A 22,733-nucleotide genomic window follows, 5' to 3' on the forward strand; every position below is an offset into this window, starting at 1 on the left:
ATGGTAGCGCGCAAGAAAGTCGCCGTCATCGGCGGTGGTGTCAGCGGCCTGGCAGCGGCCAAGGTGTTTGACGAAAAGGGCCATCGCGTTTGCGGGTTTGAGCGCAGCCATGATTTTGGCGGCGTCTGGGAGCTGTCGCGCTCCTACCCCGATGTGCAGACCCAGTCGCCCAAGGATCTGTATTGCTACACCGATCATCCGATGCCGGATGACTATCCTGAGTGGCCCAAGGGGCCGCAGGTTCATGCCTATCTTCATTCCTATGCTGAAAAGCACAGACTTGCCCGGCTGTTTCGGCTGAACACAAGCGTCAAAACGATGGAACGCCGCGCGGATGGCGCCCCCGGATGGACCCTGACACTGGAAGCAGGTGACATGACCTGGACGGAGGATTTCGATTTCGTCTCAATCTGCACGGGCCAGTTTTCCGAGAAGAACATCATCACCCACCCCGGTCAGGACGCATTTATCGAACGCGGTGGCAAAGTCCTTCATTCATCCGAATACACCGATCCATCGATTTGTGCCGGCAAGGATGTTGTTGTGCTGGGTGGCTCCAAATCCGCAACAGACATCGCAGTCAACGCCGTGAAGAACGGCGCAAAGTCGGTCAAACTGGTCTATCTGGAAAACGTCTGGCGGGTGCCGTACTTCGTCGGCGGGATCAACTTCAAGCGCCTGCTCTACATGCGCGCGCAGGAACAGCAGTTCAATCAATGGGGCAAGAACCCGTTACAACGCATGATCGCCGCAGCCCTCAAACCATTGGTCTGGGCGAATTTCCGGGGGCTGGAAACCCTGCTCAAAACGCAGCTCAAACTGAAAAAACACGGCATGGTGCCCAAGACCCCGATCGAGAAAGAGGTCTCATGCTCTGTCCCCATCGTGACGCCGGGGCTGATCGAGTGTCTGGACAAGGGCCAGATCACCCCGGTGATTGGCACCTTCGACAGCTACACGGACGCGGGGCTGAAACTCTCGACCGGGGAGGTTGTGCCCTGCGATGTGGCCATCCTCGCGGTGGGCTGGAAACTTGGCGTGCCCTATCTGCCGCAGGCCTATCAGGACAAGCTGATAGAAAGCGACGGTCAATACCGCGTCTACCGGCTGGCCGTGAACCCTGATCTGCCGGACATGGGTTTCGTTGGTTTCAACTCCAGCTTCTGCACGGTGCTCTCGGCTGAGATGATCGCCAATTGGCTGGTGCGCTATGCCGACGGGCAGCTCAAGCACCAGCCGACAGCGGCAGAGATGAACGCAAACATCAATATGATGCTGAACTGGAAGCGCACAGAACGCCCGGCGGCCCAAATCTATGGCGGCCTGTGTTCGGCACCATTCCACTTCAAGCATTTCGACGAACTGCTGAGCGACATGGGCGCGTCAAAAAGGAAACGGACAAATCCGTTGGCTGAGCAGTTCTCCTATCCGAATGCTGCTGCATATGGGTCGTTCCTTGCATCCACACCGCAGTATCAGGCGGGCTAGACGCAAGACCCGCGGCCGTTCGGGTCGCGGGTGACCAACGCGCTTCGGAGGCACCTGCCCCACCCCGCACCACGCCCGCGCTTCAGGTTGGCGTTTCGATCCATATCGTCTTGGTTTGCAAGTATTGCTCCAGTGCCTCGGTTCCGTTGTCCCGCGCAAGGGAGCCGGATTGCTTGTAGCCACCGAAGGGCGTCTTGATGTCGCCTTCGGAAAACCCGTTCACCGAAACGGTGCCGCAGGGCAAAGACCGCGCCATGTGCAGCGCCCGGTCGATATCCTGGGTGAAAACACTCGCGTGCAGCCCGTAATCCGTGTCACTGGCCACCGCCAGCGCTTCTTCCACACTCTGCATCGGCATGATGCCAAGCACCGGCCCAAAAATCTCTTCGCGCGCGATCTTCATATCGGGGGTGACATTCTGAAACAGCGTGGGCTGGATGAAGTATCCCGGCAGATCGCTGTCCCCGCCCATCACCATGCCGGCACCTTCGTCGATGCCGCTTTGGATATAGCGCATGACCATTTCCTTGTGATCCTTGGTGATCATCGAGCCGATGTCCGTTGCGGGATCGAGCGGGTCGCCCAGCTTGAAGGCTTTGACCCGTTCGCAGATCCGCCCGGTAAATTCCTCAACCAGCGGCGCTGCAATCAACTGCCGCATGTTGGCCGAACAGTTCTGCCCGCCGTTCCAGAACGCCGACATGGCGGCATGTTCGATCAGGTCATCGGTCAGCCGCGCATCATCCAGAACAATAAACGGGCTCTTGCCGCCCATTTCCAGCCCCACACCTTTCAGATTGCTGTCCCCGGAATAGCGCATGAACATCCGGCCAACCTCGGTCGAGCCCGTAAAGGACACGGTGTCGATGTCGTTGTGCAGGCCAATCGCCTTGCCTGCCGTCTCACCAAAGCCCGGCACGATGTTGATCACACCCGCAGGCACCCCCGCTTCCTGCATCAGTTCCGCTAGCCGGATCGTGGTCAGGGGCGTTTGTTCCGCCGGTTTGATCACCGCCGAACACCCCACCGCAAGCGAGGGCGCGATTTTCCAGGCGGCCATGACCAGCGGGAAGTTCCACGGCAGCACGGCACCGGCAACACCTGCCGGTTCCTTGGTGATCAACGCCATTGTGCCGGGTCCGGTCGGGGCAATCTTGCCGAACGTCTTGTCCGCCAATTCGGCATACCATTGGAAGAACTTCGGAACCTCGCACCCGATCTCTTCCATGCAGTCGTTGATCGTCTTGCCGGTATCGAGGCTTTCCAGCACCGCCAGCTCATGGGTGTGCTCCCGCACCAGTTGTGCGACTTTCAGCAAGACCTCCTTGCGCTCCTCGGGTTCGGCCCGTGACCAGGTCCCTTCATTGAAAACACGCCGCGCGGCTGTCACGGCACGGTCCACATCCGCCGCTTTACAATGGGCGACCTCGGCCAGAACCTCACCGGTTGCCGGATTGACGGTCTCAAACGTCGCCCCATCCGCCGCGTCACAGAATGCGCCGTCGATATAGGCCTGACCGCCCGGTTTCAGTGTTCTGGCAAGGGCCTGATACTCGGCATGCGAAAGCGTCATTTTGGTCTCCGTTGAATTAGGTGCGCAGGCTGCGTGCGAATGCGCGAATGTCATTCAAGAGCATCTCGGGCTCTTCCATCGCGGCGAAGTGACCGCCGCGCGGCATCTCTGTCCAATGGGTGATGTTGTAGATGCGGTCGGCGTAGGATCTGGGCGGCCAGCGCAGCATTTCCGCCGGGAAAACGGCGCAGCCGGTGGGCACTTCCACACGTTTGCCTTCGGGCGACAACACGCGCCCGCCCTCCTCGCGCCGCCCATAGTAAATCCACGACGCAGAATTGAAGGTCCGCGTCACGATGTAGATCATGATATTGGTCAGCAGCTCATCCTTGCTATGCGCATCCTCAATCCGCCCGGTGGGCACATCGGACCAGTCGTGGAACTTCTCCACCAGCCATGCCGCGATCCCCACGGGGCTGTCCATCATCGCGTAGCTCAGCGTTTGGGGCCGGGTGGCCTGCTGCGTGCGATAGCCGTTCTGCATGACCTGATCCGCGTCGAACTGCGCAGCCCAGGCGACTTCCTCGGGTGTCTGCGGACCATCGGGATGGCGCATGGTAAGAACATTGATGTGAATGGCCGCACAGGCGGGTGCGTGCTCAAAGCCCAGCCAGGAACAGATCGCCCCGCCCCAGTCGCCGCCCTGCGCCAGATAGCTGTCAAAGCCCAGCGTCTGCGTCATCAGCGCGTTCAGAACACCGGCCATCTTGCGCGGTCCATAGGGCCGCGGGGGACGCCCGGAAAAACCGAAACCCGGCAAGGACGGCGCGATCACGGTGAACGCATCCTCTTCCTTGCCGCCAAAACGCTCTGGATGGGCGAGTGGCTCAATCAGATTCAGGAATTCCGCGACAGAACCGGGCCAGCCGTGGCTGATCATCAGCGGCATGGGGTTCGGGCCGCTGCCGACCTCTTGGATAAAGTGCATGTCGATGCCATCGACCTGCGCGCGAAACTGCGGAAAGGCATTCAGCCGCGCCTCTTGCGCGCGCCAGTCAAAGCCGTCGACCCAATAGGCGCACAGCTCTTTCATGTAGTCGAGGTTCGCCCCGTAGTCCCAGCCCCCATCATCCGGCATCTCATGCCAGGGAAAGGCGGCGACACGGGTGCGGATGTCTTCCAGCAGCGCATCGGGAACATGGTGGGTGAAGGTGCGCACGGTTTGATTTTGGTCCGTTCGGTCCTTCAAGATTGGATTTCCCGACATGTCATGCCTTGCGTATTGTTGCTTCCTTGCAGTGCTGACACGCTACCTGAAGTGGCCAAGCCCGGACGAGAGACAGGTCTGGCAATTCGAAGGGACAGATGCCGCAACCGCGTCACAGCAGCGCTTTCACTTCTTCTGCGATGACCCGAACGCCTGCTTCCAGCTTTGACACCGGAACATAGGCAAACCCCAATCGGAAACTGCGTTTGTCGTTCATGCCCAGATAGTAATCCTGCCCCCGGTCGACCAAGACCCCCTTTGCCCGCAGCCGCACCGCCAGTTCGGAGGCATCAAACCCCTCCGGTCCGGTCAGCCAGAACGATGTCCCCCCTTCGGAATCGGTCCGTTGCAACATGCCCAGGTGCCGGGTGATCGCATCATTCATCGCATGCCAGCGCTTGTCATACCGCCGTTCGATATTGCGCAGGTGGGAATCGTAATGCCCCAACTGAAAGAACAGCGCGACGATCTCCTGCACGATCGTCGGCGGATGCCGCATCATCACGCCACGCGCGATGCGCGCTTCGCGGATGATATCACGGTGCGCCACGATAAAACCAAGGCGAATACCGGGTGAGATGGTCTTTGACAGACTGCCGACATAGATCACCCGCCCCGTTTCATCCATCGACCGCATCGACGGCGATGATTTGGCGACATAGTTCATCTCCGCCTCGTAATCGTCCTCAATGATGAGGAAATCCTTCGCAACCGCCGCCTCCAGCAGCTCTTCCCGCCGTTTCTGGCTCATGGTGACCATGGTGGGAAACTGGTGGCTGGGGGTGGTGAAGACCAACTGACAGCCTGACGGGATGGCACTTGGGATGATGCCGTTGTCATCAATGGCAACGCCGATCAACTCGGTCCCGGCGAGACGAAAGGCATTGCGCGCCCCAAAGAAGCCCGGATCTTCGAGCGCGACAGGTTTGCCGGATTTCGCAAAGATCGTACCCAGAATATATAGTGCGTTTTGCGAGCCCAGCGTGATCAGGATTTCATCATCATCGGCATAGATGCCACGTGTGTTCAGCAGCCTCTGCCGCAATTGCTGGATCAGTTGCGGGCTGTCGCTTTCGACTGAATCACTGGCCCAGATAGGCATCTGCTTGCGCCCCAACGCCTGCCGCGTGCATTCGCGCCAGCCATCCACGGGGAACAGATCCGGGTCGATCTGGTTGTAGATGAACGGATAAGGATAGGCATTCCAGTCCAGCGGATTGACCACCGGCATCAGATTGTTCTGACCAAAGGAAACAGGGCAAGGCACAGTCCGGCGCCCCGCATCCGCGCTTGCCGATTGCGCCGCCTGCAAGGATGCTGCCTGTGGGGCCACGAAATATCCCGACCGATCCCGTGATACCAGAAGCTCCAGATCAACCAGCCGGTTGTAGGCTGCAAACACCGTGTTCCGGGACACGTCCAACTGCTCGGCCAATTCGCGGCAGGATGGCAGGGGTCTGTCGTGCGCAAGGGATTCCGACGTGATCGCGGCACTCACGACTTCGCAGATCTGATCGCGCAGGCTCAGCGGAGAATTTTCGGGCAGCTTCATGAATCTCGGGGTCACGGACGCCATTTGATCTCCTTTCCGCGCAGGGGTGCAGGTTCAAAGTTTAGGTCCTTGAAGGGCTGTCTGTCAGGTTCAAACTGATCTGTCCCCTTCTTTCAAACTATCTGTCACTTTCTTTGACCTGACCCCCGATGAAAGATGAGCCCAACCAAGAAACCATCCATGGGAGCAATACACATGAGACTGAGAACTGTTGGAAAGATGCTATGTCTGGCAAGCGCACTCGCCTTGTCAGCAGGTGCGGCCAGCGCCGAAAAAGTCCTGAAACTGGGCACCGTCGGCTTCATCGGCATGCCGATTGGCGACGCGATTGATCAGGCGCTGATCCCGACACTGGAAGAAGTGTCCGGCGGCAAGCTGAAGATCGAACCACACTACCGCCGCTCGCTGTGCAGCGAACAATCCTGCGGAGAGCAGGCCAATCAGGGGCTTCTGGCGCTCTGGACCAGTTCCACCGCGAATTTCGGCAACTTTGGCACATCACTGGCAATCTTCGATCTGCCCTACATCTTCAAGAGCATCGAGGACGCCGACCGCATCTCATCCGAATGGTTGGCCGAGATGCAGTGCGAGATCGCAGCCGAAGAGGCAGGCCATGTCTGCCTGACGGTCTATTCCTCCGGTGGCTTCCGCCAGTTGGGCAATGCGCATGGTCCCGTTCAGGTGCCCAGCGACATGGAAGGGCTGAAATGGCGCGTGACCAAAAGCCCGATTGAATACACGCTGGTGAAAAACTGGGGTGCCGTACCGGTGCCATACGACTGGGCGCAGCTCTATCAGGGTCTGCAAACCGGCGTTGTCTCCGGTCAATACGTGGCCACCCCCTGGCAGCATGTCGCCAAACTGCACGAAGTCGCCCCCTACTTCACCGAAATCGGCGGATCATGGTCCGGCAACCAGCTGTCCATCGACAAACGCCAGTACGACGCATTGAGCGATGAGGAAAAAGGCTGGTTGCGGACCGCGGCCAAGGCCTTTGGCGAAAAGGTGCAGGAACTGGACCGGGAGTGGGTCGAAGCCGGTGAAGCCGCGATCAAGGAGACCGCGAAAGACTGGTATGTCCCCAATGAGGAACAGCTGGCCCTGTGGCGTGCAGGCGCGATTGACGCATGGCTGAACGCCAAGGGCACCTATGATCCCGCTGTCGCACGCCGTGTTCTGGAAGAGCAAGGCATGACAGGCTTCATTGCCCAATTGGAAGAAGCAGGCGCGCTCTAGACGTCGGACTTCCCTAAAGACAGGATCAGGCGCGGGATGATGTTCCGCGCCTGATCGTAAAAAGACCAGATTTACATATTGGAATGGGGTTCATCTGAATGGAAAGCGTCGCGCTCCTGATCGTGCTGGTCATCCTGATCATGCTCGGCGCACCGGTTGGTTTCACGATGATCCTGATCCCGGTGATCTATATCCTGATCACCGATGCCGCCCCGATGATCCTGATCCCCAGCCAGATGTTCAGCGCCATCGACTCGGTGCCCCTGACCGCCATCCCGTTCTTCATGCTGACGGGCGAGCTGATGACATCCGCCACCATCACCGACCGGCTGGTAGACCTCAGCCAGCGGATCATCGGACGGATGCGCGGCTCCATGGCGCAGGCCAATGTGCTGGTCAGCATGTTCTTTGCCGGGATGAACGGGTCCGTCGTGGCCGACACGGCAACGGTCGGGTCACTGCTGGTGCCGGGTATGAAAAAGGCCGGTTACCCACCCGAATTCGCCGCCGCCATCACCGCTGTCAGCTCCACCATTGGCGGCATCATCCCACCGTCGATCATGATGATTGTCCTGGCCAACGCAGGCGGCATTTCCGTGGGTGCCTTGTTTGCGGGCGGCATCATCCCCGGCATGATGATCGGCGGCCTGTTGATGGTGATCAACTACATCATTGCCCGGCGCAACAACTTTGAGCGCAGCGATGAACCCTTCAGCCTCAAAGGCATCGCCGTTGCCGGATACAAATCCTCCTTCGCCCTTCTCATCCCCGCTGTGCTGGTGGGGTCGGTCGTCTTTGGCATTGCTGGCGTGGTCGAAGCAGGCGCGTTGACCGCGACCATCGCGCTTTTTGTCGGCCTCTTCGTTTACCGCACAATCACCTGGGACAATTGCCAAAGCGCCTTTGTCCGCGCCTTCCGCAACTCCGCCATGGTGTTCATCATCATCGCAGCCTCCGGTCCGTTCAGCTGGCTTCTGACCTCGCTTGGCGCCATTGGCCAGCTGGAGGAATGGCTGCTCAGCTATACCTACAACCCGCTGGTCTTCGCACTGGTGCTGGTGCTGTTCATCTGCCTTCTGGGCATGGTGATGGATTCAGCGGCCAATATCATCGTCGTCGGCCCCGTGCTGGTCGATGTCATGGTCAAGGCGGGATACGCCGACGTGCAGGCCGCGTTGGTGGTCGTCGTGGGTTTCCTGATCGGATCGGTCACCCCACCTGTCGGTGTCGCCTTTTTCACCGCCGGCGCCATCGCCGAAGTCAGGCTTGAGAAAGTCGCCATCGCCATGCTGCCCTACCTCGCGGCACTTTTTGTGCTGCTCTTCGTGCTGATCGTGGTGCCCGAATTCACCATGTTCCTGCCGCGGGCCTTGGGCTTTGCCAGTTAAGGGGACCAAGACATGATCGCTGCAATCAAATTCATCGACCGCGCCGTCAAGAAAACCCTGACCGCGTTTTGCGGTGTGTTCCTTTTGGCCATGGTTGCCTTCACCGTCTATTCGGTGGTCATGCGCTATGTCTTCAAGAACCCGCCCATCTGGGGCGATCTGCTGACCGTGCTCAGCAACATCTGGCTGGTCTTCTTTGCGCTGGCCCTGACGGTGCGGGACAAGGACCACATCGCGCTTGACCTGATCTATACAAAACTGCCGAAGAAGGCCGCCTTCGTTGTGCAACAATTCTGGACAGCGGTGATCTTCTGCCTGGGGATCGTGATGATCATCTGGGGAATTGAGGCCGTCACCACCATGGGCGGCAAGTACTGGGAGATGTGGTATTTCGCCTGGGAAGACGGCGGCATCGTGTTCAAACCCAACTACATGCCAAAGAAATACGCCATCGCCATTGTGCCGATCTCAGGATTTCTCGTCTGCGTGGCGGCGGTGGCTTCGATTATTGAGGACAGTCTGCGCTTGAAAGCAGGCACCTACGCAGCATCGAAGGAACTGGAGTAACCCCGAAAGGGACATGTTGCATGGCAGCGGCGGGCGGGGACGAACCTGCCCAACCGGGCCCACCGCAAGCCTATGCAACAAAGGTCCCAAGATACGCATCCAGCCGTTCCGCAGGACGCCCCACCCCGGACAACATCGTCCGTTGCCAGGCTGCGACTTCAAACGCCACGATCTCCATCTCCCAGACACAGCCCAGAACGTTGGGCACACCATCTTCGAACACCGAAGGCGTCTGCCACTGCGCCCGCATCTGAGGGAGACGGGCCAGCACACTCCCCCATTGCCAATAGAAGACCGGGGACACCACCGCGACCTGCGCGAAGTGAACGATCTGTACCCCGACGCCATGATTGCCCGTCTGATCCGCCAACGCACCCGGCGCTGGCAACCGGGCGCAGGCCTCCGACAGCGCAGCGGTCATGACCCCATCGTCACTCTCCCGGCCTTCGGCCAGGATCGCATAGCGCTTGAGCAGCCACCCGTTTTGCCGGGCCACCGGGAAAGCCGATATCGGGCGGGGCTTGAAAGCCTGAAGGTGGTCCATGTGACGCTCCTGCACTGCCACCTCTTGATAGCGGTAAAAGCAGCGCGCGCCATGCCCCTCTTCTCAAAAAAGCCGCGGCGGCCCCATCAATACACACTCCCGCGCTGTTCAGGGTCCGTGAGCAGGGTCAAGCCTCCGGCAACCCGTCCGCCAGATGCAGCCAGGCCACCCGTTCTGCCGCATGAAAGTGCTCTGCCGGTTCGACCGATGCAGGATCGTCCAGCAACGCGGCGTAAAAGTGCATCTCATCGGGATAGCGGTCTGACTTGAAGTAGAGCGGCGAGCCGCAGGTGCCGCAAAACCCACGGGTGTTGCCGGGACTGCTCTGGTAGCTGCGGATCTCTGGCCCCGTCAGCTCCCAAGCCCCGTTTGGCTGCCCGACCCATGTGGTGAAGGGCGAGGCTGTGGCGCGCCGACAGCTCTCACAATGACAATGGCCGACCCAGTTGTGCGGGCCGACCAGCCTGAACCGCGCGGCCCCACACAGGCAATGCCCGCGCAAGACGGATGGATGTTCCGCACCCATGGCACATACCCTATCCGACGACCCGCCAGACCTGCGGACTGCTAGCTGATCAGTTTCATGCCCATACGACGGGAGAACGGCGTACCACCGCCGGGGATCACGGATTTCCGCCGCTCCGCCGTCGACAGCAGCTTCATCGGCCAGAACATCTTTGACATATGCCGCCCGCCACTGATCACGGAGGAGGAGCGCTGTTTTTTCGACACCAGAGGCATCGGCCAGAACATCCGTGACATCCGGCGATCATGGTCCATCAGCGGCCGTTTGGTCTTGTGATCTTTCAGCAACCGCATCCCGAACATGGTGGAGACCCGGCCGGGCATCTCCATCCCCGGCAGGGTCAGGAAAAGCGGGTGGTCTTTCAGCACACTTGGCGCTTTCTCCGGCTCCCAGGCGACCTTGGCTTCTTCCACCACATCGCCCATGTCGATTGTATCGGCGTTCTCGAAAATCTCGCGGGTCAGACGGGCGACGCCAAGGGGCTTGTAGGTTGCGGCAACGGCAACAACGGCATTGCCTGCCGCCAGCTTCTTTGCATAGGGCCCCATGGCTGTTTCATGCACCCCCGCGCGCTGCATCTCCATCTCCGCCTTGTCGCCCGCCACGATGATCTGACGGTTGCGCTTGGGCAATCCCTTGAAGTCGAGCCGCTTCACCGCTTTTTCCGCTGCCGCGACATCGGGGAACACACGTGTAATGATTGTTGTCATGATGCTTCCACTCCGTTGGTGTTCGAATTGTTGATCTTTGGGTGTCTCGCGACGCGTCTTGCAATGGGCCACATCACCGCGACAGCTGCCAGCAGGCTGATCGCTTCGATGCCGAAAACAACATTGTAGGGCGTCTGCACCGCATTTCCAGTTGCCCCCTGCAGCCCCACCAGAACGTCCCGGACAATCCCGGCAAGGGCCACGCCCACGCCTGCCGCGCAGGCCTGCGCGGCGCCCCACGCGCCCAGCGCAAGTCCAATGCGTTCCTTCGGCGCGCTGCGCATGGTGGCGGTCAACGTCGCGTGTCCAAAGAGCCCGGTGCCCAGACCCACAAGGAAGATGCCTGCCAGAAAGCTCACCACACCACCGCCCATGGAGGCGAAGATGATCAGCGCAAACCCCGGTATCCCGATGGTGGCCCCGGTCAGCGCAAGATTGACAGGTACCGTGTCACCGCTCAGCAATCGCGACGCGATGCCAAAGCCCACAAGTGTGCCCGTTGCAAACAAGGCCGTCAGCTTGGTGGTGTCGGCCACCGACAGCCCCAACGCCTGTCCGCCGTAAGGCTCCAGCAGCACATCCGCCATGCCAAAGCCGAAGGTGCCCAGACAAATCACAACCAGCAACCGCATGATCCCATCGGTCTGCGCCAGCTGCGCCCATGCCTGCCTAAACGGTTGTGGCCGTGCGACTTTCATCTGCGCCGCCCGTTCGCGGCTGCGCGTCTCTTGTTTCCAGACGGCGATCAGGTTCAACGCCACGGTCACCACCGCACTGCCCTGAATGACCTGTATTAACCGACCCGGCGTGTAATTCTCCAACAACGCCCCATACACCAGCGCGCTCAAGACCATGCCCAGCAGGAGCATCACATACATCAGCCCCACGACCTTGGGCTGATCGGCCTCTTCCACCAGATCCGTCGCCAACGCCAACCCGACCGTCTGCACGATATGGACACCGGCACCCACCAGCAGGAAGGCCAGTGCAGCCGCACTCAACCCGATCCACCTGGGCGCGTCGACCGCTTCGCCATAGCCAGACAGAACCAGCAGCGCGAAGGGCATGATCGCAAAGCCACCAAACTGACACAACGTGCCTTTCCAGATGTAGGGAATGCGCCTCAGCCCAAGGGCAGAAACGTGCACATCAGACTTGTAGCCAATCAGCGTGCGGAAGGGCGCAAACACCAGCGGCAGCGCCAGCATCACCGCAACAAGGGTCGCGGGGACGTTCAACTCGACAATCATCACCCGGTTCAGCGTCCCCACCAGCATGACAAGCGCCATACCAACCGTGACCTGAAACAGCGACAGCCGGAACAACCGCGACAGCGGCACCTCTGCCGTGGCCACATCCGCAAACGGCAGATACTTCGGCCCCAGCGCAGCCAGCTTCTGCGTCGCATATTTCCGATAGTCGAACATCTAAGATTTCACGCACCGCGCGCAGGTCTGCGCAAGCGGCAACATGTCCTGAAATTTCATGGAATTGAGCCCGCGCACCGCAGCCGCAGGCTCAATCTCTATTGTGTGATCGTCGGCGGCAGATGATCTGCCTGTAACGAAACGTGCTTTTCAGGCATCTGAATGATGGCCTGCGCACTTGTCCCGTCAGGAAGGATCACTGTCACTTCGAGCCCGTCCGCTGTGGGCAGGGTGTATGACGCCGTTGCGGCTTCAACATCCGAAGGCTCAAGCACAGCTGCTGCTGCAACCCGGTCGCCTGTTCCCATAGGAACGCCTTGCAGGAAATCAGAGACCCAAGAGGTATTCTTGACCACCTGAAGGTGCACGGCAAATGAACCAACTGCGACAGCACCCAGGAAAATGGGAACGCCGACTGTTGGCGAAACAACAAGCCACATTTTTGCATTGTTCATGGTGTCTGCCCCCTATCCGAGCCACGGGGTCGCGATAGCGACCAATACGTGAGCAATGAGCGCGATCGCTCCGAAAACGCGCGTACCATCGATGAGATAGCTATGCACTTCTTCAGCTTCTTCGAGCGTCAATCCGGTAGGCCAGACTTTGTCTTCGTCTGCCATGTGAGTCCTCCTCTTCTAATTGGAGGAAGCAAACCCACAAATTGGCATCAAAATTGACTTCAACGAAACAAGTAGGATTGCTTCCTATGTGCGACATGGTGTCACTGTTACTTGACACCGTCAATGTAAATTTTTGTTGACATATTGCGCACTTCGTCTCATCGCCGCCAATCCGCGCCTTCCCGCGCAGCTGCCCAGAGGGTCGAATCGACGCCAGCACGCCGCACAGGTGCCTGACCACAACCCTCACGGCCCAACGCACCGCCAACAGAAAAGGGCCCACGCCACGGCGCAGGCCCTTTCACCCCTTCGGGTCGCGTCAAAACGTCAAAGCGCCTTAGTTCAACGCCTTGTCCGTGATCTGATGGGTCCAGGCCCCTTCGGGCGCCTTGGAGATGACCGGATCAGAACCACCCGCCAGCAGCGAAGCCACCGTGCGCTCGTAATCCGCCACGTCCAGCGCGCCATTCGACCCGGCGGTCAGTTTGGCCACTTCCCCCATCATCCGGCGCTGGTGCTTCTCGGTCTGCGCGCCGGAGGCATCGTTTTCCAGCACGATATCCGCCGCTTCGTCCGGGTTCTCCTCTGCATACTTCCAGCCCTTCATGGACGCGCGCACGAACCGCACCATCCGGTCTTCAAACGCCGGATCGGCAAGGTTCTCTTCCAGCACATAAAGACCGTCTTCCAAGGTCGCCACGCCCTGATCTTCGTATTTGAACACCTGCAGATCATCCGGGCTCAACCCCGCGTCGATCACCTGCCAGTATTCATTGTAGGTCATCGTTGACACACAGGCCGCCTGCTGCTGCAGCAAGGGGTCGACGTTGAAACCCTGCTTGAGCACCTCAACACCATCCGCACCGCCGGTTGTCGGAATGCCCAACTGCGACATCCAGCTCAGGAACGGGAATTCATTGCCAAAGAACCAGACGCCCAGTGTCTTGCCTTTGAAATCATCCGTGCTGGCAATGCCTGCGTCCTTGCGGCAGGTCAGCATCATGCCCGAGGATTTGAACGGCTGCGCGATATTGACCATGTTCAGGCCTTTCTCCCGCGCCGACAGCGCCGCTGGCATCCACTCCACAGTGACATCCGCACCGCCACCGGCCAGCACCTGTGTGGGTGCAATATCAGGCCCGCCGGGCTTGATCGTCACATCCAGCCCCTCTTCCTCGTAAAACCCCTTGTCCAGCGCCACATAGTAGCCCGCAAACTGCGCCTGCGTGACCCACTTGAGCTGCAACGTCACGTCGTCCGCTGCCTGGGCCAACGTGCCCCAGAGGCCAACGGCAACCGTCGCCGCTGCTTTTGATACAAAATTCATGGTCGTACTCCCTTCATACTTCTCTTCTTTTGTTGTTAGTGCCTCTGACTTGGATGCCAGAAGGTGACCGATCTCTCGATCAATGCCATCGCGCCATAAAAGGCAGAGCCGGTGATGGCCGCGACAACAATCTCTGCCCACACCAGATCAAGCGCAAGCTGACCCACCGATGTGGAGATCCGAAAGCCCATCCCCTTGACGGGAGAGCCGAAAAATTCAGCAACAATCGCCCCGATCAGCGCCAGCGTGGTGCCAATCTTGAGCCCGTTGAAGATAAACGGCATCGCCGCAGGCAGCCGCAGTTTGGCGAGCGTGGACCAATAGCCTGCCGCATAGGTCCGCATCAGGTCACGCTGCATGGCCGACGTGTCCTGTAACCCCTGCACAGTGTTCACCAGCATCGGAAAGAACACCATGACCACCACAACCGCCGCTTTGGATTGCCAATCAAATCCGAACCACATCACCAGTATCGGCGCCATCCCGATGACAGGCAAGGCCGCGACGAAATTCCCCACCGGCAGCAATCCGCGCCGCAGGAAATCGTAGCGATCCACCAGCAATGCCACCAGAAACGCCGCCCCACAGCCGATGATATATCCTGTCAAAGCGCCCTTGATCACCGTCTGCACGAAATCCACCCACAGGATGTCCAGCGATGCCGCAAACCGCGCTGCAATGGCAGAGGGGGCCGGCAACAGCACCTGATTGATCTCGAACCCGCGCACGATCCCTTCCCAGATCGCAATCAACGTCGCCCCAAACACAATCGGCGCGCCCAGCCCGGTCCACTTCGACGCAGGCCGCCGCGACAACCAGACATTCAGCGCCCAGCCTGCCGCCCAGACCGCGATGGCAAAGACCAGCCAGCCCATCACGCCATCCCCATCCGTCTAAGCGTGACCCGCTGCACAAACCCGATGATCCCGACCAAAGCCGCCGCCAGGGCTGCCGCCATGATCAGCGCCGACCAGATCTGAATGGTCTGCCCGTAATAACTCCCCGCCAGCAACCGCGCGCCCAATCCGGCCACAGCCCCCGTCGGCAATTCCCCCACAATCGCCCCCACAAGCGAGGCCGCCATCCCGATCTTCAGCGAGGTAAACAGATACGGCATCGACGCAGGCAGGCGCAGCTTCCAGAACATCTGGCTGCCGCTGGCATGCCAGGTCCGCATCTGGTCGAGCTGCATCTGATCCGGGCTGCGCAGCCCCTTCACCATGCCGACAACCACCGGGAAGAACGACAGATACATCGAAATCATCGCCTTGGGCAGCAGCCCCGAAATTCCCACCGCGTTCAGCACCACGATGATCATCGGCGCAATCGCCAGAATGGGAATGGTCTGACTGGCAATGACCCAGGGCATCACGCTCATGTCCATGGTGCGGTTGAAGACAATCCCCACCGCCAGCAGAATGCCCAGCGCCGTGCCCAACGCGAACCCCAACAAGGTGGCACTCAGGGTAATCCAGGAATGATAGATCAACGACCGCTTGGAGGTAATCTTCTTCTCCACCGTCGTCTTCCAGATCTCCGCCCCCACCTGATGCGGTGCCGGCAGCTTCGGCTTCTCCTGAGACCAGGTATCCTCCACAACGCGGCCAAACGTCAGCACCTCCCCCGACCTTGTCGCCTTGTCATAGGCCCAGGGCGCGTTCAGCCAAACCGCGGCGGCGTACCACAGCACAAAGATGCACCCCACAACGGTCAAGACAGGCACGACGGATGCTCTCACACACCACCCCCTGCTTCCAAATGGTTCAAAAACCTCCCCGAAGGGCCGATCCGCAAAAAGCGCCCCTCGTTACTCATCCAGATGCCCCGCCCGCAACCCTTCCCGCACCCGATGCGCCACTTCCAGAAACGCAGGTGTGTCGCGAATATCGAGCGGCCGCTCCTTGGGCAGCGGACTGTCAATCACATCCGTGATCCGTCCCGGCCGGGGTGACATGACGACAATCTTGGTGCTCAGATACACCGCCTCAGGGATCGAATGGGTGACAAAGGCAATCGTCTTCTCTGTCCGTGCCCACAGCTTCAACAACTGCTCATTGAGGTGATCGCGCACAATCTCATCCAGCGCCCCGAAAGGTTCATCCATCAGCAAGATATCCGCGTCAAACGACAACGCCCGCGCAATGCTGGCGCGCTGCTGCATGCCCCCGGACAATTGCCACGGGAATTTCTTCTCAAACCCTGCAAGCTCCACCAGTTCCAACACCCGCGCAACCCGCTCCGCCTGCTCCGCCTTGGAAATCCCCATGATTTCCAACGGCAGACGAATATTCCCCCCAATCGTCCGCCACGGATAGAGCCCCGCCGCCTGAAACACATAGCCATAGGCCCGGTTCTTCCGCGCGTCCTCAGGCGAGACCCCATTGACGGTGATCTGCCCCCCCGTCGGTTGCTCCAGATCCGCCATCACCCGCAGAAAGGTGGTTTTGCCACAGCCCGACGGGCCAATGAAGGAAACGAAGTCGCCTGCATCAATGTCGAGGGTGACGCCTTTGAGAGCGTCAACAGGACCGTCGTTCGTCTGAAACGTGAGGTCGAGATCTTTGGCCGCAATTACACTCACGTACTCAAGCCTCCACTGTGATCATGCCACGCCCCTGTGCCACGAGGCGCTCCAGACCGCTCTCGAACACCTCCGCGTAGGGACCAATGTACCGGATGCCATCCTCCTTGGTATCGCCGTCCGCAAACGGAGAGATTTTACCCACAATCTCTGACTGCCAATCGACCTCAGCGAGCCTCTCGCTTGGGGGGCAGTCCTGCATCCTGCGCAGAAACATCGCCGCATCTTCCGGCATGAAGCCCCTCAACGCCGCGTCCCCCAAGTCAAGGCATTCCGAGCAATAGAGCGGCCGCCTGCCCGCATCCGCACCAATCAGATAGCTGAGGACCGGCACCGCCCTATCCAGCTCTGTCGGGTCTTGCAGATCAAAATCCGTGTCCTCGGCCTCGATGAAGGAAACCACTGCGTCGCGGTCGACAGAGTAAAGCGTTGTTCTGATACCCACTCAAATCCCCGCCGGAATATTCAACGGATCCCGCTTGATCATCTTGGGCGAGGTCAACGCCTTCCACTTCGACAACGCCACATTCGCTGACGGGAACGCGGGCCTCGGCACAAACTTCCCCCGCCCCGGATTGGCCTGCGAATTCTGCCCCCAGGCCCAGATCACATCGCCCCGGCTCAGTGTATAGCGCGCATTCGCCGTCACCTCGAACCCCTCGAACACATTGTAATCCAATACCGAATGATGGTTCGCAGGCGAAATCGACTTGGTGATCTTCGGATCCCACACCACAATATCCGCATCCGCCCCCTCAACAATCGCCCCCTTGCGCGGATAGATGTTCAGGATCTTCGCCACATTGGTGGAGGTCGCCGCCACAAACTCATTCGGCGTCAACCGTCCCGTCTCAACCCCTTCCGTCCAGAGAACGCTCAAGCGCTCCTCCAACCCATTGGACCCATTGGGAATGATCCGAAAATCATCCCGCCCCGCCCGCTTCTGCTCGGTGGAAAACGCCGCATGATCCGTCGCCACAACCTGCAACGACCCCGCCTGCAACCCCGCCCAAAGCGAGTCCTGATGGTCCTTGGACCGAAACGGTGGCGACATGACCCTTCGCGCCGCATGGTCCCAGTCTTTGTTGAAATACTCACTCTCATCCAGTGTCAGAAACTGGATAAGCGGCTCTCCATAAACCCGCATCCCCTTCTGCCGCGCCCGCCGGATGGCCTCGTGCGTCTGCTCGCAGGACACATGCACGATGTACAAGGGCACCCCTGCGGTATCGGCAATCGTAATCGCCCTGTTCGCCGCTTCGCCCTCCAACTCAGGCGGACGGCTGTAGGCATGCCCCTCCGGCCCGGTGATCCCCTGATCCATGTACTTCTGCTGCAATTCCGCAACCAGATCGCCGTTCTCCGCATGCACCATCGGCAGCGCACCCAGCTCCGCACAGCGCTTGAAAGAGGCGAACATCTCATCATCCTCAATCATCAGCGCACCCTTGTAGGCCATGAAATGCTTGAAGGAATTGACGCCCATATCCACAGCGTCCTTCATCTCGTTGAAAACAGTCTCATCCCAGCCCGTGATCGCCATGTGGTATCCCACATCCGAACAGATCTGCGGCGCCGACTTCCGGTGCCACTCGTTGATGGCGTTCTTGATCGACCCATCTTCCCCCGGCAGACAGAAATCCACAATCATCGTGGTCCCGCCACAGGCCGCCGCCCATGTGCCACTCTCAAAGGTCTCCGCCGCCGTGGTCCCCATGAAAGGCATCTCAAGATGCGTATGCGGATCAATCCCGCCGGGGATCACATAGGCCCCCTCGGCGTCGATATATTCATCGCCCACCAGATCCTCACCAATGCGCACGATCTTCTCACCCTCAATCAGCACATCCGCTTTCCATGTCCGGTCCGCCGTACAGACCATCCCACCTTTGATCACCTTGCTCATGCCGTATCTCCCATCCGCCTATCTTTTCTCCAAAAATATCCCGGGGTCCGGGGCAGAGCCCCGAAAGAAAGCAACACTCAACTCAAGCACGTCATATCCAACCAAGCACCCCGGAATTTTTCAAAAATTCCGATCGTTTTCTTTCAAAGAAAACGCCTCCACCTCACCCGACAACCTCAGCCGTCTCCACCACCGCATGCAGCAGCACATCCGCGCCCGCCATGGCCCATTCCTTCGAAATCTCTTCCGCCTCGTTATGGCTCAAACCATCCACGCAGGGACACATCACCATCGCCGTCGGTGCCACCCTGTTGATCCAGCAGGCATCATGACCCGCCCCGGAAATCAGGTTCATGTGGGAATACCCAAGCCGCTCCGCCGCATCCCGCACGGCAGACACACAGCCCTCATCAAAGGTCACCGGATCAAACCCGCCAACCTTCTCGAACGCCACCTCAAGCCCCATTTCATCGGCAATCTTCTGCCCCTCAATGCGCAGCCGCTTCTCCATATCCTCGATCACGCTCAGATCAGGGGACCGGAAATCAACCGTGAACACCACCCGTCCGGGGATCACGTTGCGGGAGTTCGGATAGACATCAATATGCCCCGCGGCCCCCACCGCATGGGGCGCATGCCTCCAAGCGATCTCGTCCACCTTCTCCAACATCCGCGCCATGCCCAGACCGGCATTCCTGCGCATCGGCATCGGCGTGGAACCGGTATGCGAATCCCGCCCCGTCACCGTCACCTGCGTCCAGCTCAAGCCCTGCCCATGGGTCACCACGCCAACGTCAACGCCCTCGGCTTCCAAAATCGGGCCCTGCTCAATATGCAACTCAAAGAACGCATGCATCTTGCGCGCGCCCACTTCTTCTTCCCCCCGCCAGCCGATGCGTTTGAGCTCATCGCCAAAGGCCTTGCCCTCCGCATCCGTCTGCGCGTAGGCCCAATCCTGCGTGTGCACGCCCGCAAACACACCCGAAGACAGCATCGCGGGCGCGTATCTTGTCCCCTCTTCATTGGTGAAATTCGTGGCCACAATCGGGTGCCTGGTCTTGATGCCCAGATCATTCAGCGTCCGGATCAATTCCAGCCCCGCCAGCACCCCCAGCACACCGTCATATTTGCCCCCCGTCGGCTGCGTATCCAGATGCGAGCCCACATAGACCGGCAGCGCATCGGGGTCGGTGCCCTCACGACGGGCAAACATGTTGCCCATCTGATCAAGGCCCATGGAACACCCCGCCTCCTCGCACCAGCACTGAAACAACGCCCGCCCCTCGGCGTCCTCATCGGTCAACGTCTGGCGGTTGTTGCCACCGGCAACACCGGGGCCGATCTTGGCCATCTCCATCAGGCTGTCCCACAAACGGTCCGGGTTGATCTTGAGGTTCTGGCCGGGCGCGCTCATGGCTGGCTCCTTTATCAGGCTGGCGTCTTCGCAAAAAATTTTACCATTTGGTAAATACACGATTGCGGTTAGGGTTGCCTCTGTCAAGAACTGCTTTATGGCCTTCGGGCAAGCTTAACCGATCTGCCCTTTTCTGCGGCACGTGCACCGGAAAGACCCTGCGTGACCAAACAGACACCCCCGGCCAAGAAACCCAGCCGCATCCAGACGCGCAACCGCAAAATGATCCTGGACGCCGCGCTGGAGGTTTTTTCCCGCCACGGCTACCGGGGCACCACGCTGGACCAGATCGCCGCAGAGGCCGGGATCAGCAAACCCAACATCCTCTATTACTTCGACGGCAAGGAAGACATCCACGTCACCCTGCTGAACCGCCTGATGGAAAGCTGGCTGGATCCGATGATCAAGCTGGACGCCGCAGGCGATCCGCGCAGCGAAATCCTCAGTTACGTGCAGCGCAAACTGGACATGGCCCGCGACCTGCCACAGGAGAGCCGCCTGTTTGCCGGTGAGATCCTGCAAGGCGCGCCGCGCATGTCGCCGCATCTCGAACGCCACCTCAAGCCGCTGTTTGACGAAAAATGCGCACTGATCCAGCGCTGGATCGACCAGGGCGCGCTGCCGCCGCTAGACCCGCAGCACCTGATCTTCTCCATCTGGGCCACCACACAGCACTACGCCGACTTTGACGCACAGGTCCAGGTGCTGGCATCCCACGCCAGTGATACCCACGCGCAGGCCAGCGCCCACCTCGCCCAGATGTTCGGCGCACTGCTTGCGCTGCCCAAAACACCCTGAGCGTTAACCTTTTGGATCGAAGCCTGACGCGCGTTAGCACTCTGTTAACACCTCCCCCGCAAATTTGACGCGGGTGGTGGGCTCCCTCGCAATCGACAGGAGCAGACATGAGTGTACTTTTGCTGACAAATCCCTACGCCTCGCAGGCGCAACCGCCAACCCTGGGCAGCCTGTCCACCGGGTTTGAGGCGCCGGGCACCCTGACCCCGCAGGCCGTCACCCCAACCGAAAGCAGCGCGGACACCCGCAACAGCGGATCGTCCACATCCTATGACGGCAGCGGCGCCGGTGCCGGAGGGGCGGCTGCGCAACAGCCCCTGAAACAGGACGCGGCAACCGCCCGGCCCATTGATGCCACACCCCGCTCCATCGTGACCGCACAGGCCGAAAGCGCGGCACAAACAGCAGAACCCGTGCGTGCCGAACCACCCGCAGACCCGCCGGAGATCGTAGACATGGCAGAAAAGACACGTCAGCGGGCGCAGGAAATGCCCCTGCCCCTGCCCACACTGCCGTTTCTGATGCGGGCCTGATCAGACCCGCATCACAACACTACTCCGCAGCCTTCGCTGCCGGATTGTTGGGGTGGGTTGTCCAGTTGGCATACTCCGGCTGGACAACCTTGCCCGTGCGGGGATCCACCGCACCGGGCGTCATCGCCTCCATGGTGATGCAGTCCTCCACCGGGCAGACATTCACACACAAGTTACAGGCCACACATTCTTCGTCGATCACCGTAAACGTGCGGTCCTCCGACATCGCAATCGCCTGATGTGAGGTATCCTCGCAAGCCGCAAAACACCGCCCGCAGGAAATGCACAGGTCCTGATTGATCACCGCCTTGGCCACGTAATTGAGGTTCAGATACTGCCAGTCGGTGACATTGGGCACCGCAGCACCCTTGAAATCCGCAATGCTGGTGTGCCCCTTCTCATCCATCCATTCGGACAGACCGCTGATCATCTCCTGCACCACCTTGAACCCATAGGTCATCGCTGCCGTGCAGACCTGCACATTGCCGCAGCCCAGCGTGATGAACTCCGCCGCATCACGCCACGTCGTGATGCCACCAATGCCGGAGATTTCCATCCCCCGCGTGTGCTCCCCGCGCGCAATCTCCGACACCATCGACATGGCAATCGGTTTGACCGCCGGGCCGCAATAGCCGCCGTGCGAGCCCTTGCCGTCAATCGACGGCTCAGGCGACATCGTGTCGAGGTTCACGGAGGTGATCGAATTGATCGTATTGATCAGGCTCACCGCATCCGCGCCGCCCGCGCGCGCCGCTGCCGCAGGTTTGGTGATATCGGTGATGTTCGGCGTTAGCTTAACGATGACAGGTTTCGAGTAATACTGCTTGCACCACCGCGTCACCATCTCGATGTACTCGGGCACCTGCCCCACAGCAGCGCCCATCCCCCGCTCGCTCATCCCGTGCGGACAGCCAAAGTTCAGCTCAATCCCATCCGCGCCCGTGTCCTCCACCAGCGGCAGGATCGCCTTCCACGCGGCTTCCTCACAAGGCACCATGATCGATACGATCATCGCGCGGTCCGGGTAATCGGCCTTCACGCGTTTGATCTCTTCCAGATTGGTGTAGAGGTCGCGGTCAGTGATCAGCTCAATGTTGTTGAGCCCCAACAACCGCCGATCCGCCCCATAGATCGCGCCGTACCGCGGCCCGTTCACATTCACGACCGGAGGCCCCTCGGACCCCAGCGTCTTCCACACAACACCGCCCCAGCCCGCATCAAATGCGCGGCGGACGTTGTATTCCTTGTCCGTCGGCGGGGCCGAGGCCAGCCAGAACGGGTTTGGGGATTTAATGCCCAGAAAGTCAGTTGTCAGGTCAGCCATAGTGCCACTCCT

General features: G+C 60.0%; 23 protein-coding genes. 6 read left to right on the plus strand and 17 right to left on the minus strand.

Annotated elements, in window-relative coordinates; all coding sequences use genetic code 11:
• Complete coding sequence (locus Q1A91_RS03710; protein WP_299872995.1) at window positions 1-1,488, plus strand: NAD(P)/FAD-dependent oxidoreductase; 1,488 nt, start codon at window positions 1-3, stop codon at window positions 1,486-1,488.
• An 82-nt stretch (window positions 1,489-1,570) separates the two neighbouring features.
• Here the strand turns inward: Q1A91_RS03710 and Q1A91_RS03715 are convergent, their stop codons facing one another.
• The 3 genes from Q1A91_RS03715 to Q1A91_RS03725 form a co-directional block, all read right to left on the minus strand.
• Window positions 1,571-3,061: an aldehyde dehydrogenase gene (locus Q1A91_RS03715; RefSeq protein ID WP_299872998.1), complete on the minus strand. Its 1,491-nt coding sequence runs from the start codon at window positions 3,059-3,061 to the stop codon at window positions 1,571-1,573.
• Window positions 3,062-3,077: 16 nt separating this feature from the next.
• The gene (locus tag Q1A91_RS03720) at window positions 3,078-4,220 is read right to left on the minus strand and encodes an epoxide hydrolase family protein (protein WP_299873001.1); all 1,143 of its coding nucleotides are present in this window, start codon (window positions 4,218-4,220) and stop codon (window positions 3,078-3,080) included.
• A 160-nt stretch (window positions 4,221-4,380) separates the two neighbouring features.
• A complete protein-coding gene (locus Q1A91_RS03725; protein ID WP_299873004.1) occupies window positions 4,381-5,844 on the minus strand; it encodes a PLP-dependent aminotransferase family protein in 1,464 nt (487 codons plus the stop codon).
• Window positions 5,845-6,015: 171 nt separating this feature from the next.
• On the opposite strand from Q1A91_RS03725, the gene Q1A91_RS03730 reads away from it, so the two are divergent.
• From Q1A91_RS03730 to Q1A91_RS03740, 3 genes are all read left to right on the plus strand, one after another.
• Window positions 6,016-7,056, plus strand: coding sequence for a TRAP transporter substrate-binding protein (locus tag Q1A91_RS03730; protein ID WP_299873007.1), 1,041 nt, complete (start codon window positions 6,016-6,018; stop codon window positions 7,054-7,056).
• Between the two features lie 98 nt (window positions 7,057-7,154).
• Complete coding sequence (locus Q1A91_RS03735) at window positions 7,155-8,444, plus strand: TRAP transporter large permease (protein WP_299873010.1); 1,290 nt, start codon at window positions 7,155-7,157, stop codon at window positions 8,442-8,444.
• Between the two features lie 12 nt (window positions 8,445-8,456).
• Entirely contained in the window at window positions 8,457-9,011 is a 555-nt protein-coding gene (locus Q1A91_RS03740; RefSeq protein WP_299873012.1) for a TRAP transporter small permease, read from the plus strand.
• Window positions 9,012-9,081: 70 nt separating this feature from the next.
• On the opposite strand, the gene Q1A91_RS03745 is transcribed toward Q1A91_RS03740, so the two are convergent.
• The 13 genes from Q1A91_RS03745 to Q1A91_RS03805 all read right to left on the minus strand — a co-directional run bounded on the left by Q1A91_RS03745 (window position 9,082) and on the right by Q1A91_RS03805 (window position 20,066).
• Window positions 9,082-9,555, minus strand: a complete 474-nt coding sequence (locus Q1A91_RS03745; protein ID WP_299873014.1) for a hypothetical protein — start codon at window positions 9,553-9,555, stop codon at window positions 9,082-9,084.
• Window positions 9,556-9,682: 127 nt separating this feature from the next.
• Window positions 9,683-10,081 carry a GFA family protein gene (locus Q1A91_RS03750; protein ID WP_299873017.1) on the minus strand — a complete coding sequence of 133 codons (399 nt, stop codon included), beginning with the start codon at window positions 10,079-10,081 and terminating at the stop codon, window positions 9,683-9,685.
• A 41-nt stretch (window positions 10,082-10,122) separates the two neighbouring features.
• Complete coding sequence (locus Q1A91_RS03755; RefSeq protein WP_299873020.1) at window positions 10,123-10,791, minus strand: hypothetical protein; 669 nt, start codon at window positions 10,789-10,791, stop codon at window positions 10,123-10,125.
• Window positions 10,788-12,218 carry a PucC family protein gene (locus Q1A91_RS03760; RefSeq protein ID WP_299873023.1) on the minus strand — a complete coding sequence of 477 codons (1,431 nt, stop codon included), beginning with the start codon at window positions 12,216-12,218 and terminating at the stop codon, window positions 10,788-10,790. The genes Q1A91_RS03755 and Q1A91_RS03760 overlap by 4 nt, the downstream gene beginning before the upstream one ends.
• Before the next feature lie 98 nt (window positions 12,219-12,316).
• Complete coding sequence (locus Q1A91_RS03765) at window positions 12,317-12,673, minus strand: light-harvesting protein (protein WP_299873026.1); 357 nt, start codon at window positions 12,671-12,673, stop codon at window positions 12,317-12,319.
• Between the two features lie 12 nt (window positions 12,674-12,685).
• The gene (gene pufB, locus Q1A91_RS03770) at window positions 12,686-12,838 is read right to left on the minus strand and encodes a light-harvesting antenna LH1, beta subunit (RefSeq protein ID WP_299873031.1); all 153 of its coding nucleotides are present in this window, start codon (window positions 12,836-12,838) and stop codon (window positions 12,686-12,688) included.
• Between the two features lie 337 nt (window positions 12,839-13,175).
• The gene (locus Q1A91_RS03775; RefSeq protein ID WP_299873034.1) at window positions 13,176-14,165 is read right to left on the minus strand and encodes an ABC transporter substrate-binding protein; all 990 of its coding nucleotides are present in this window, start codon (window positions 14,163-14,165) and stop codon (window positions 13,176-13,178) included.
• 35 nt (window positions 14,166-14,200) lie between these two features.
• A complete protein-coding gene (locus tag Q1A91_RS03780; protein WP_299873037.1) occupies window positions 14,201-15,040 on the minus strand; it encodes an ABC transporter permease in 840 nt (279 codons plus the stop codon).
• Entirely contained in the window at window positions 15,040-15,903 is an 864-nt protein-coding gene (locus Q1A91_RS03785; protein ID WP_299873040.1) for an ABC transporter permease, read from the minus strand. Before Q1A91_RS03785 ends, Q1A91_RS03780 begins: the two co-directional genes overlap by 1 nt.
• A 69-nt stretch (window positions 15,904-15,972) precedes the next feature.
• Entirely contained in the window at window positions 15,973-16,746 is a 774-nt protein-coding gene (locus Q1A91_RS03790; protein ID WP_299873042.1) for an ABC transporter ATP-binding protein, read from the minus strand.
• Between the two features lie 4 nt (window positions 16,747-16,750).
• Window positions 16,751-17,191, minus strand: a complete 441-nt coding sequence (locus tag Q1A91_RS03795; RefSeq protein WP_299873045.1) for a hypothetical protein — start codon at window positions 17,189-17,191, stop codon at window positions 16,751-16,753.
• A complete protein-coding gene (gene hydA, locus Q1A91_RS03800; RefSeq protein ID WP_299873048.1) occupies window positions 17,192-18,652 on the minus strand; it encodes a dihydropyrimidinase in 1,461 nt (486 codons plus the stop codon).
• Between the two features lie 163 nt (window positions 18,653-18,815).
• Window positions 18,816-20,066: a Zn-dependent hydrolase gene (locus tag Q1A91_RS03805; protein ID WP_299873051.1), complete on the minus strand. Its 1,251-nt coding sequence runs from the start codon at window positions 20,064-20,066 to the stop codon at window positions 18,816-18,818.
• A gap of 222 nt (window positions 20,067-20,288) precedes the next feature.
• Here Q1A91_RS03805 and Q1A91_RS03810 point away from each other — a divergent pair, with 222 nt between their 5' ends.
• A complete protein-coding gene (locus Q1A91_RS03810; RefSeq protein WP_299873697.1) occupies window positions 20,289-20,864 on the plus strand; it encodes a TetR family transcriptional regulator C-terminal domain-containing protein in 576 nt (191 codons plus the stop codon).
• A 107-nt stretch (window positions 20,865-20,971) separates the two neighbouring features.
• Window positions 20,972-21,397 carry a hypothetical protein gene (locus tag Q1A91_RS03815; RefSeq protein WP_299873053.1) on the plus strand — a complete coding sequence of 142 codons (426 nt, stop codon included), beginning with the start codon at window positions 20,972-20,974 and terminating at the stop codon, window positions 21,395-21,397.
• Window positions 21,398-21,416: 19 nt separating this feature from the next.
• On the opposite strand, the gene preA is transcribed toward Q1A91_RS03815, so the two are convergent.
• On the minus strand, window positions 21,417-22,721 hold the full coding sequence (gene preA / locus Q1A91_RS03820) for an NAD-dependent dihydropyrimidine dehydrogenase subunit PreA (RefSeq protein WP_299873055.1): 1,305 nt from the start codon (window positions 22,719-22,721) through the stop codon (window positions 21,417-21,419).
• Window positions 22,722-22,733 lie beyond the last annotated feature (12 nt).

It is taken from the genome of uncultured Sulfitobacter sp. (assembly GCF_947500075.1).
Classification (GTDB): Bacteria; Pseudomonadota; Alphaproteobacteria; order Rhodobacterales; family Rhodobacteraceae; genus Sulfitobacter.

Excerpts from the sequence above, each read along its gene's own strand:
- Q1A91_RS03710 (WP_299872995.1), top strand. The coding sequence starts at position 1 with ATGGTAGCGCGCAAGAAAGTCGCCGTCATCGGCGGTGGTGTCAGCGGC.
- Q1A91_RS03715 (WP_299872998.1), bottom strand. The coding sequence starts at position 3,061 with ATGACGCTTTCGCATGCCGAGTATCAGGCCCTTGCCAGAACACTGAAA.
- Q1A91_RS03725 (WP_299873004.1), bottom strand. The coding sequence starts at position 5,844 with ATGGCGTCCGTGACCCCGAGATTCATGAAGCTGCCCGAAAATTCTCCG.
- Q1A91_RS03730 (WP_299873007.1), top strand. The coding sequence starts at position 6,016 with ATGAGACTGAGAACTGTTGGAAAGATGCTATGTCTGGCAAGCGCACTC.
- Q1A91_RS03735 (WP_299873010.1), top strand. The coding sequence starts at position 7,155 with ATGGAAAGCGTCGCGCTCCTGATCGTGCTGGTCATCCTGATCATGCTC.
- Q1A91_RS03740 (WP_299873012.1), top strand. The coding sequence starts at position 8,457 with ATGATCGCTGCAATCAAATTCATCGACCGCGCCGTCAAGAAAACCCTG.
- Q1A91_RS03745 (WP_299873014.1), bottom strand. The coding sequence starts at position 9,555 with ATGGACCACCTTCAGGCTTTCAAGCCCCGCCCGATATCGGCTTTCCCG.
- Q1A91_RS03750 (WP_299873017.1), bottom strand. The coding sequence starts at position 10,081 with ATGGGTGCGGAACATCCATCCGTCTTGCGCGGGCATTGCCTGTGTGGG.
- Q1A91_RS03755 (WP_299873020.1), bottom strand. The coding sequence starts at position 10,791 with ATGACAACAATCATTACACGTGTGTTCCCCGATGTCGCGGCAGCGGAA.
- Q1A91_RS03760 (WP_299873023.1), bottom strand. The coding sequence starts at position 12,218 with ATGTTCGACTATCGGAAATATGCGACGCAGAAGCTGGCTGCGCTGGGG.
- Q1A91_RS03765 (WP_299873026.1), bottom strand. The coding sequence starts at position 12,673 with ATGAACAATGCAAAAATGTGGCTTGTTGTTTCGCCAACAGTCGGCGTT.
- pufB (WP_299873031.1), bottom strand. The coding sequence starts at position 12,838 with ATGGCAGACGAAGACAAAGTCTGGCCTACCGGATTGACGCTCGAAGAA.
- Q1A91_RS03775 (WP_299873034.1), bottom strand. The coding sequence starts at position 14,165 with ATGAATTTTGTATCAAAAGCAGCGGCGACGGTTGCCGTTGGCCTCTGG.
- Q1A91_RS03780 (WP_299873037.1), bottom strand. The coding sequence starts at position 15,040 with ATGGGCTGGCTGGTCTTTGCCATCGCGGTCTGGGCGGCAGGCTGGGCG.
- hydA (WP_299873048.1), bottom strand. The coding sequence starts at position 18,652 with ATGAGCAAGGTGATCAAAGGTGGGATGGTCTGTACGGCGGACCGGACA.
- Q1A91_RS03805 (WP_299873051.1), bottom strand. The coding sequence starts at position 20,066 with ATGAGCGCGCCCGGCCAGAACCTCAAGATCAACCCGGACCGTTTGTGG.
- Q1A91_RS03810 (WP_299873697.1), top strand. The coding sequence starts at position 20,289 with ATGATCCTGGACGCCGCGCTGGAGGTTTTTTCCCGCCACGGCTACCGG.
- Q1A91_RS03815 (WP_299873053.1), top strand. The coding sequence starts at position 20,972 with ATGAGTGTACTTTTGCTGACAAATCCCTACGCCTCGCAGGCGCAACCG.
- preA (WP_299873055.1), bottom strand. The coding sequence starts at position 22,721 with ATGGCTGACCTGACAACTGACTTTCTGGGCATTAAATCCCCAAACCCG.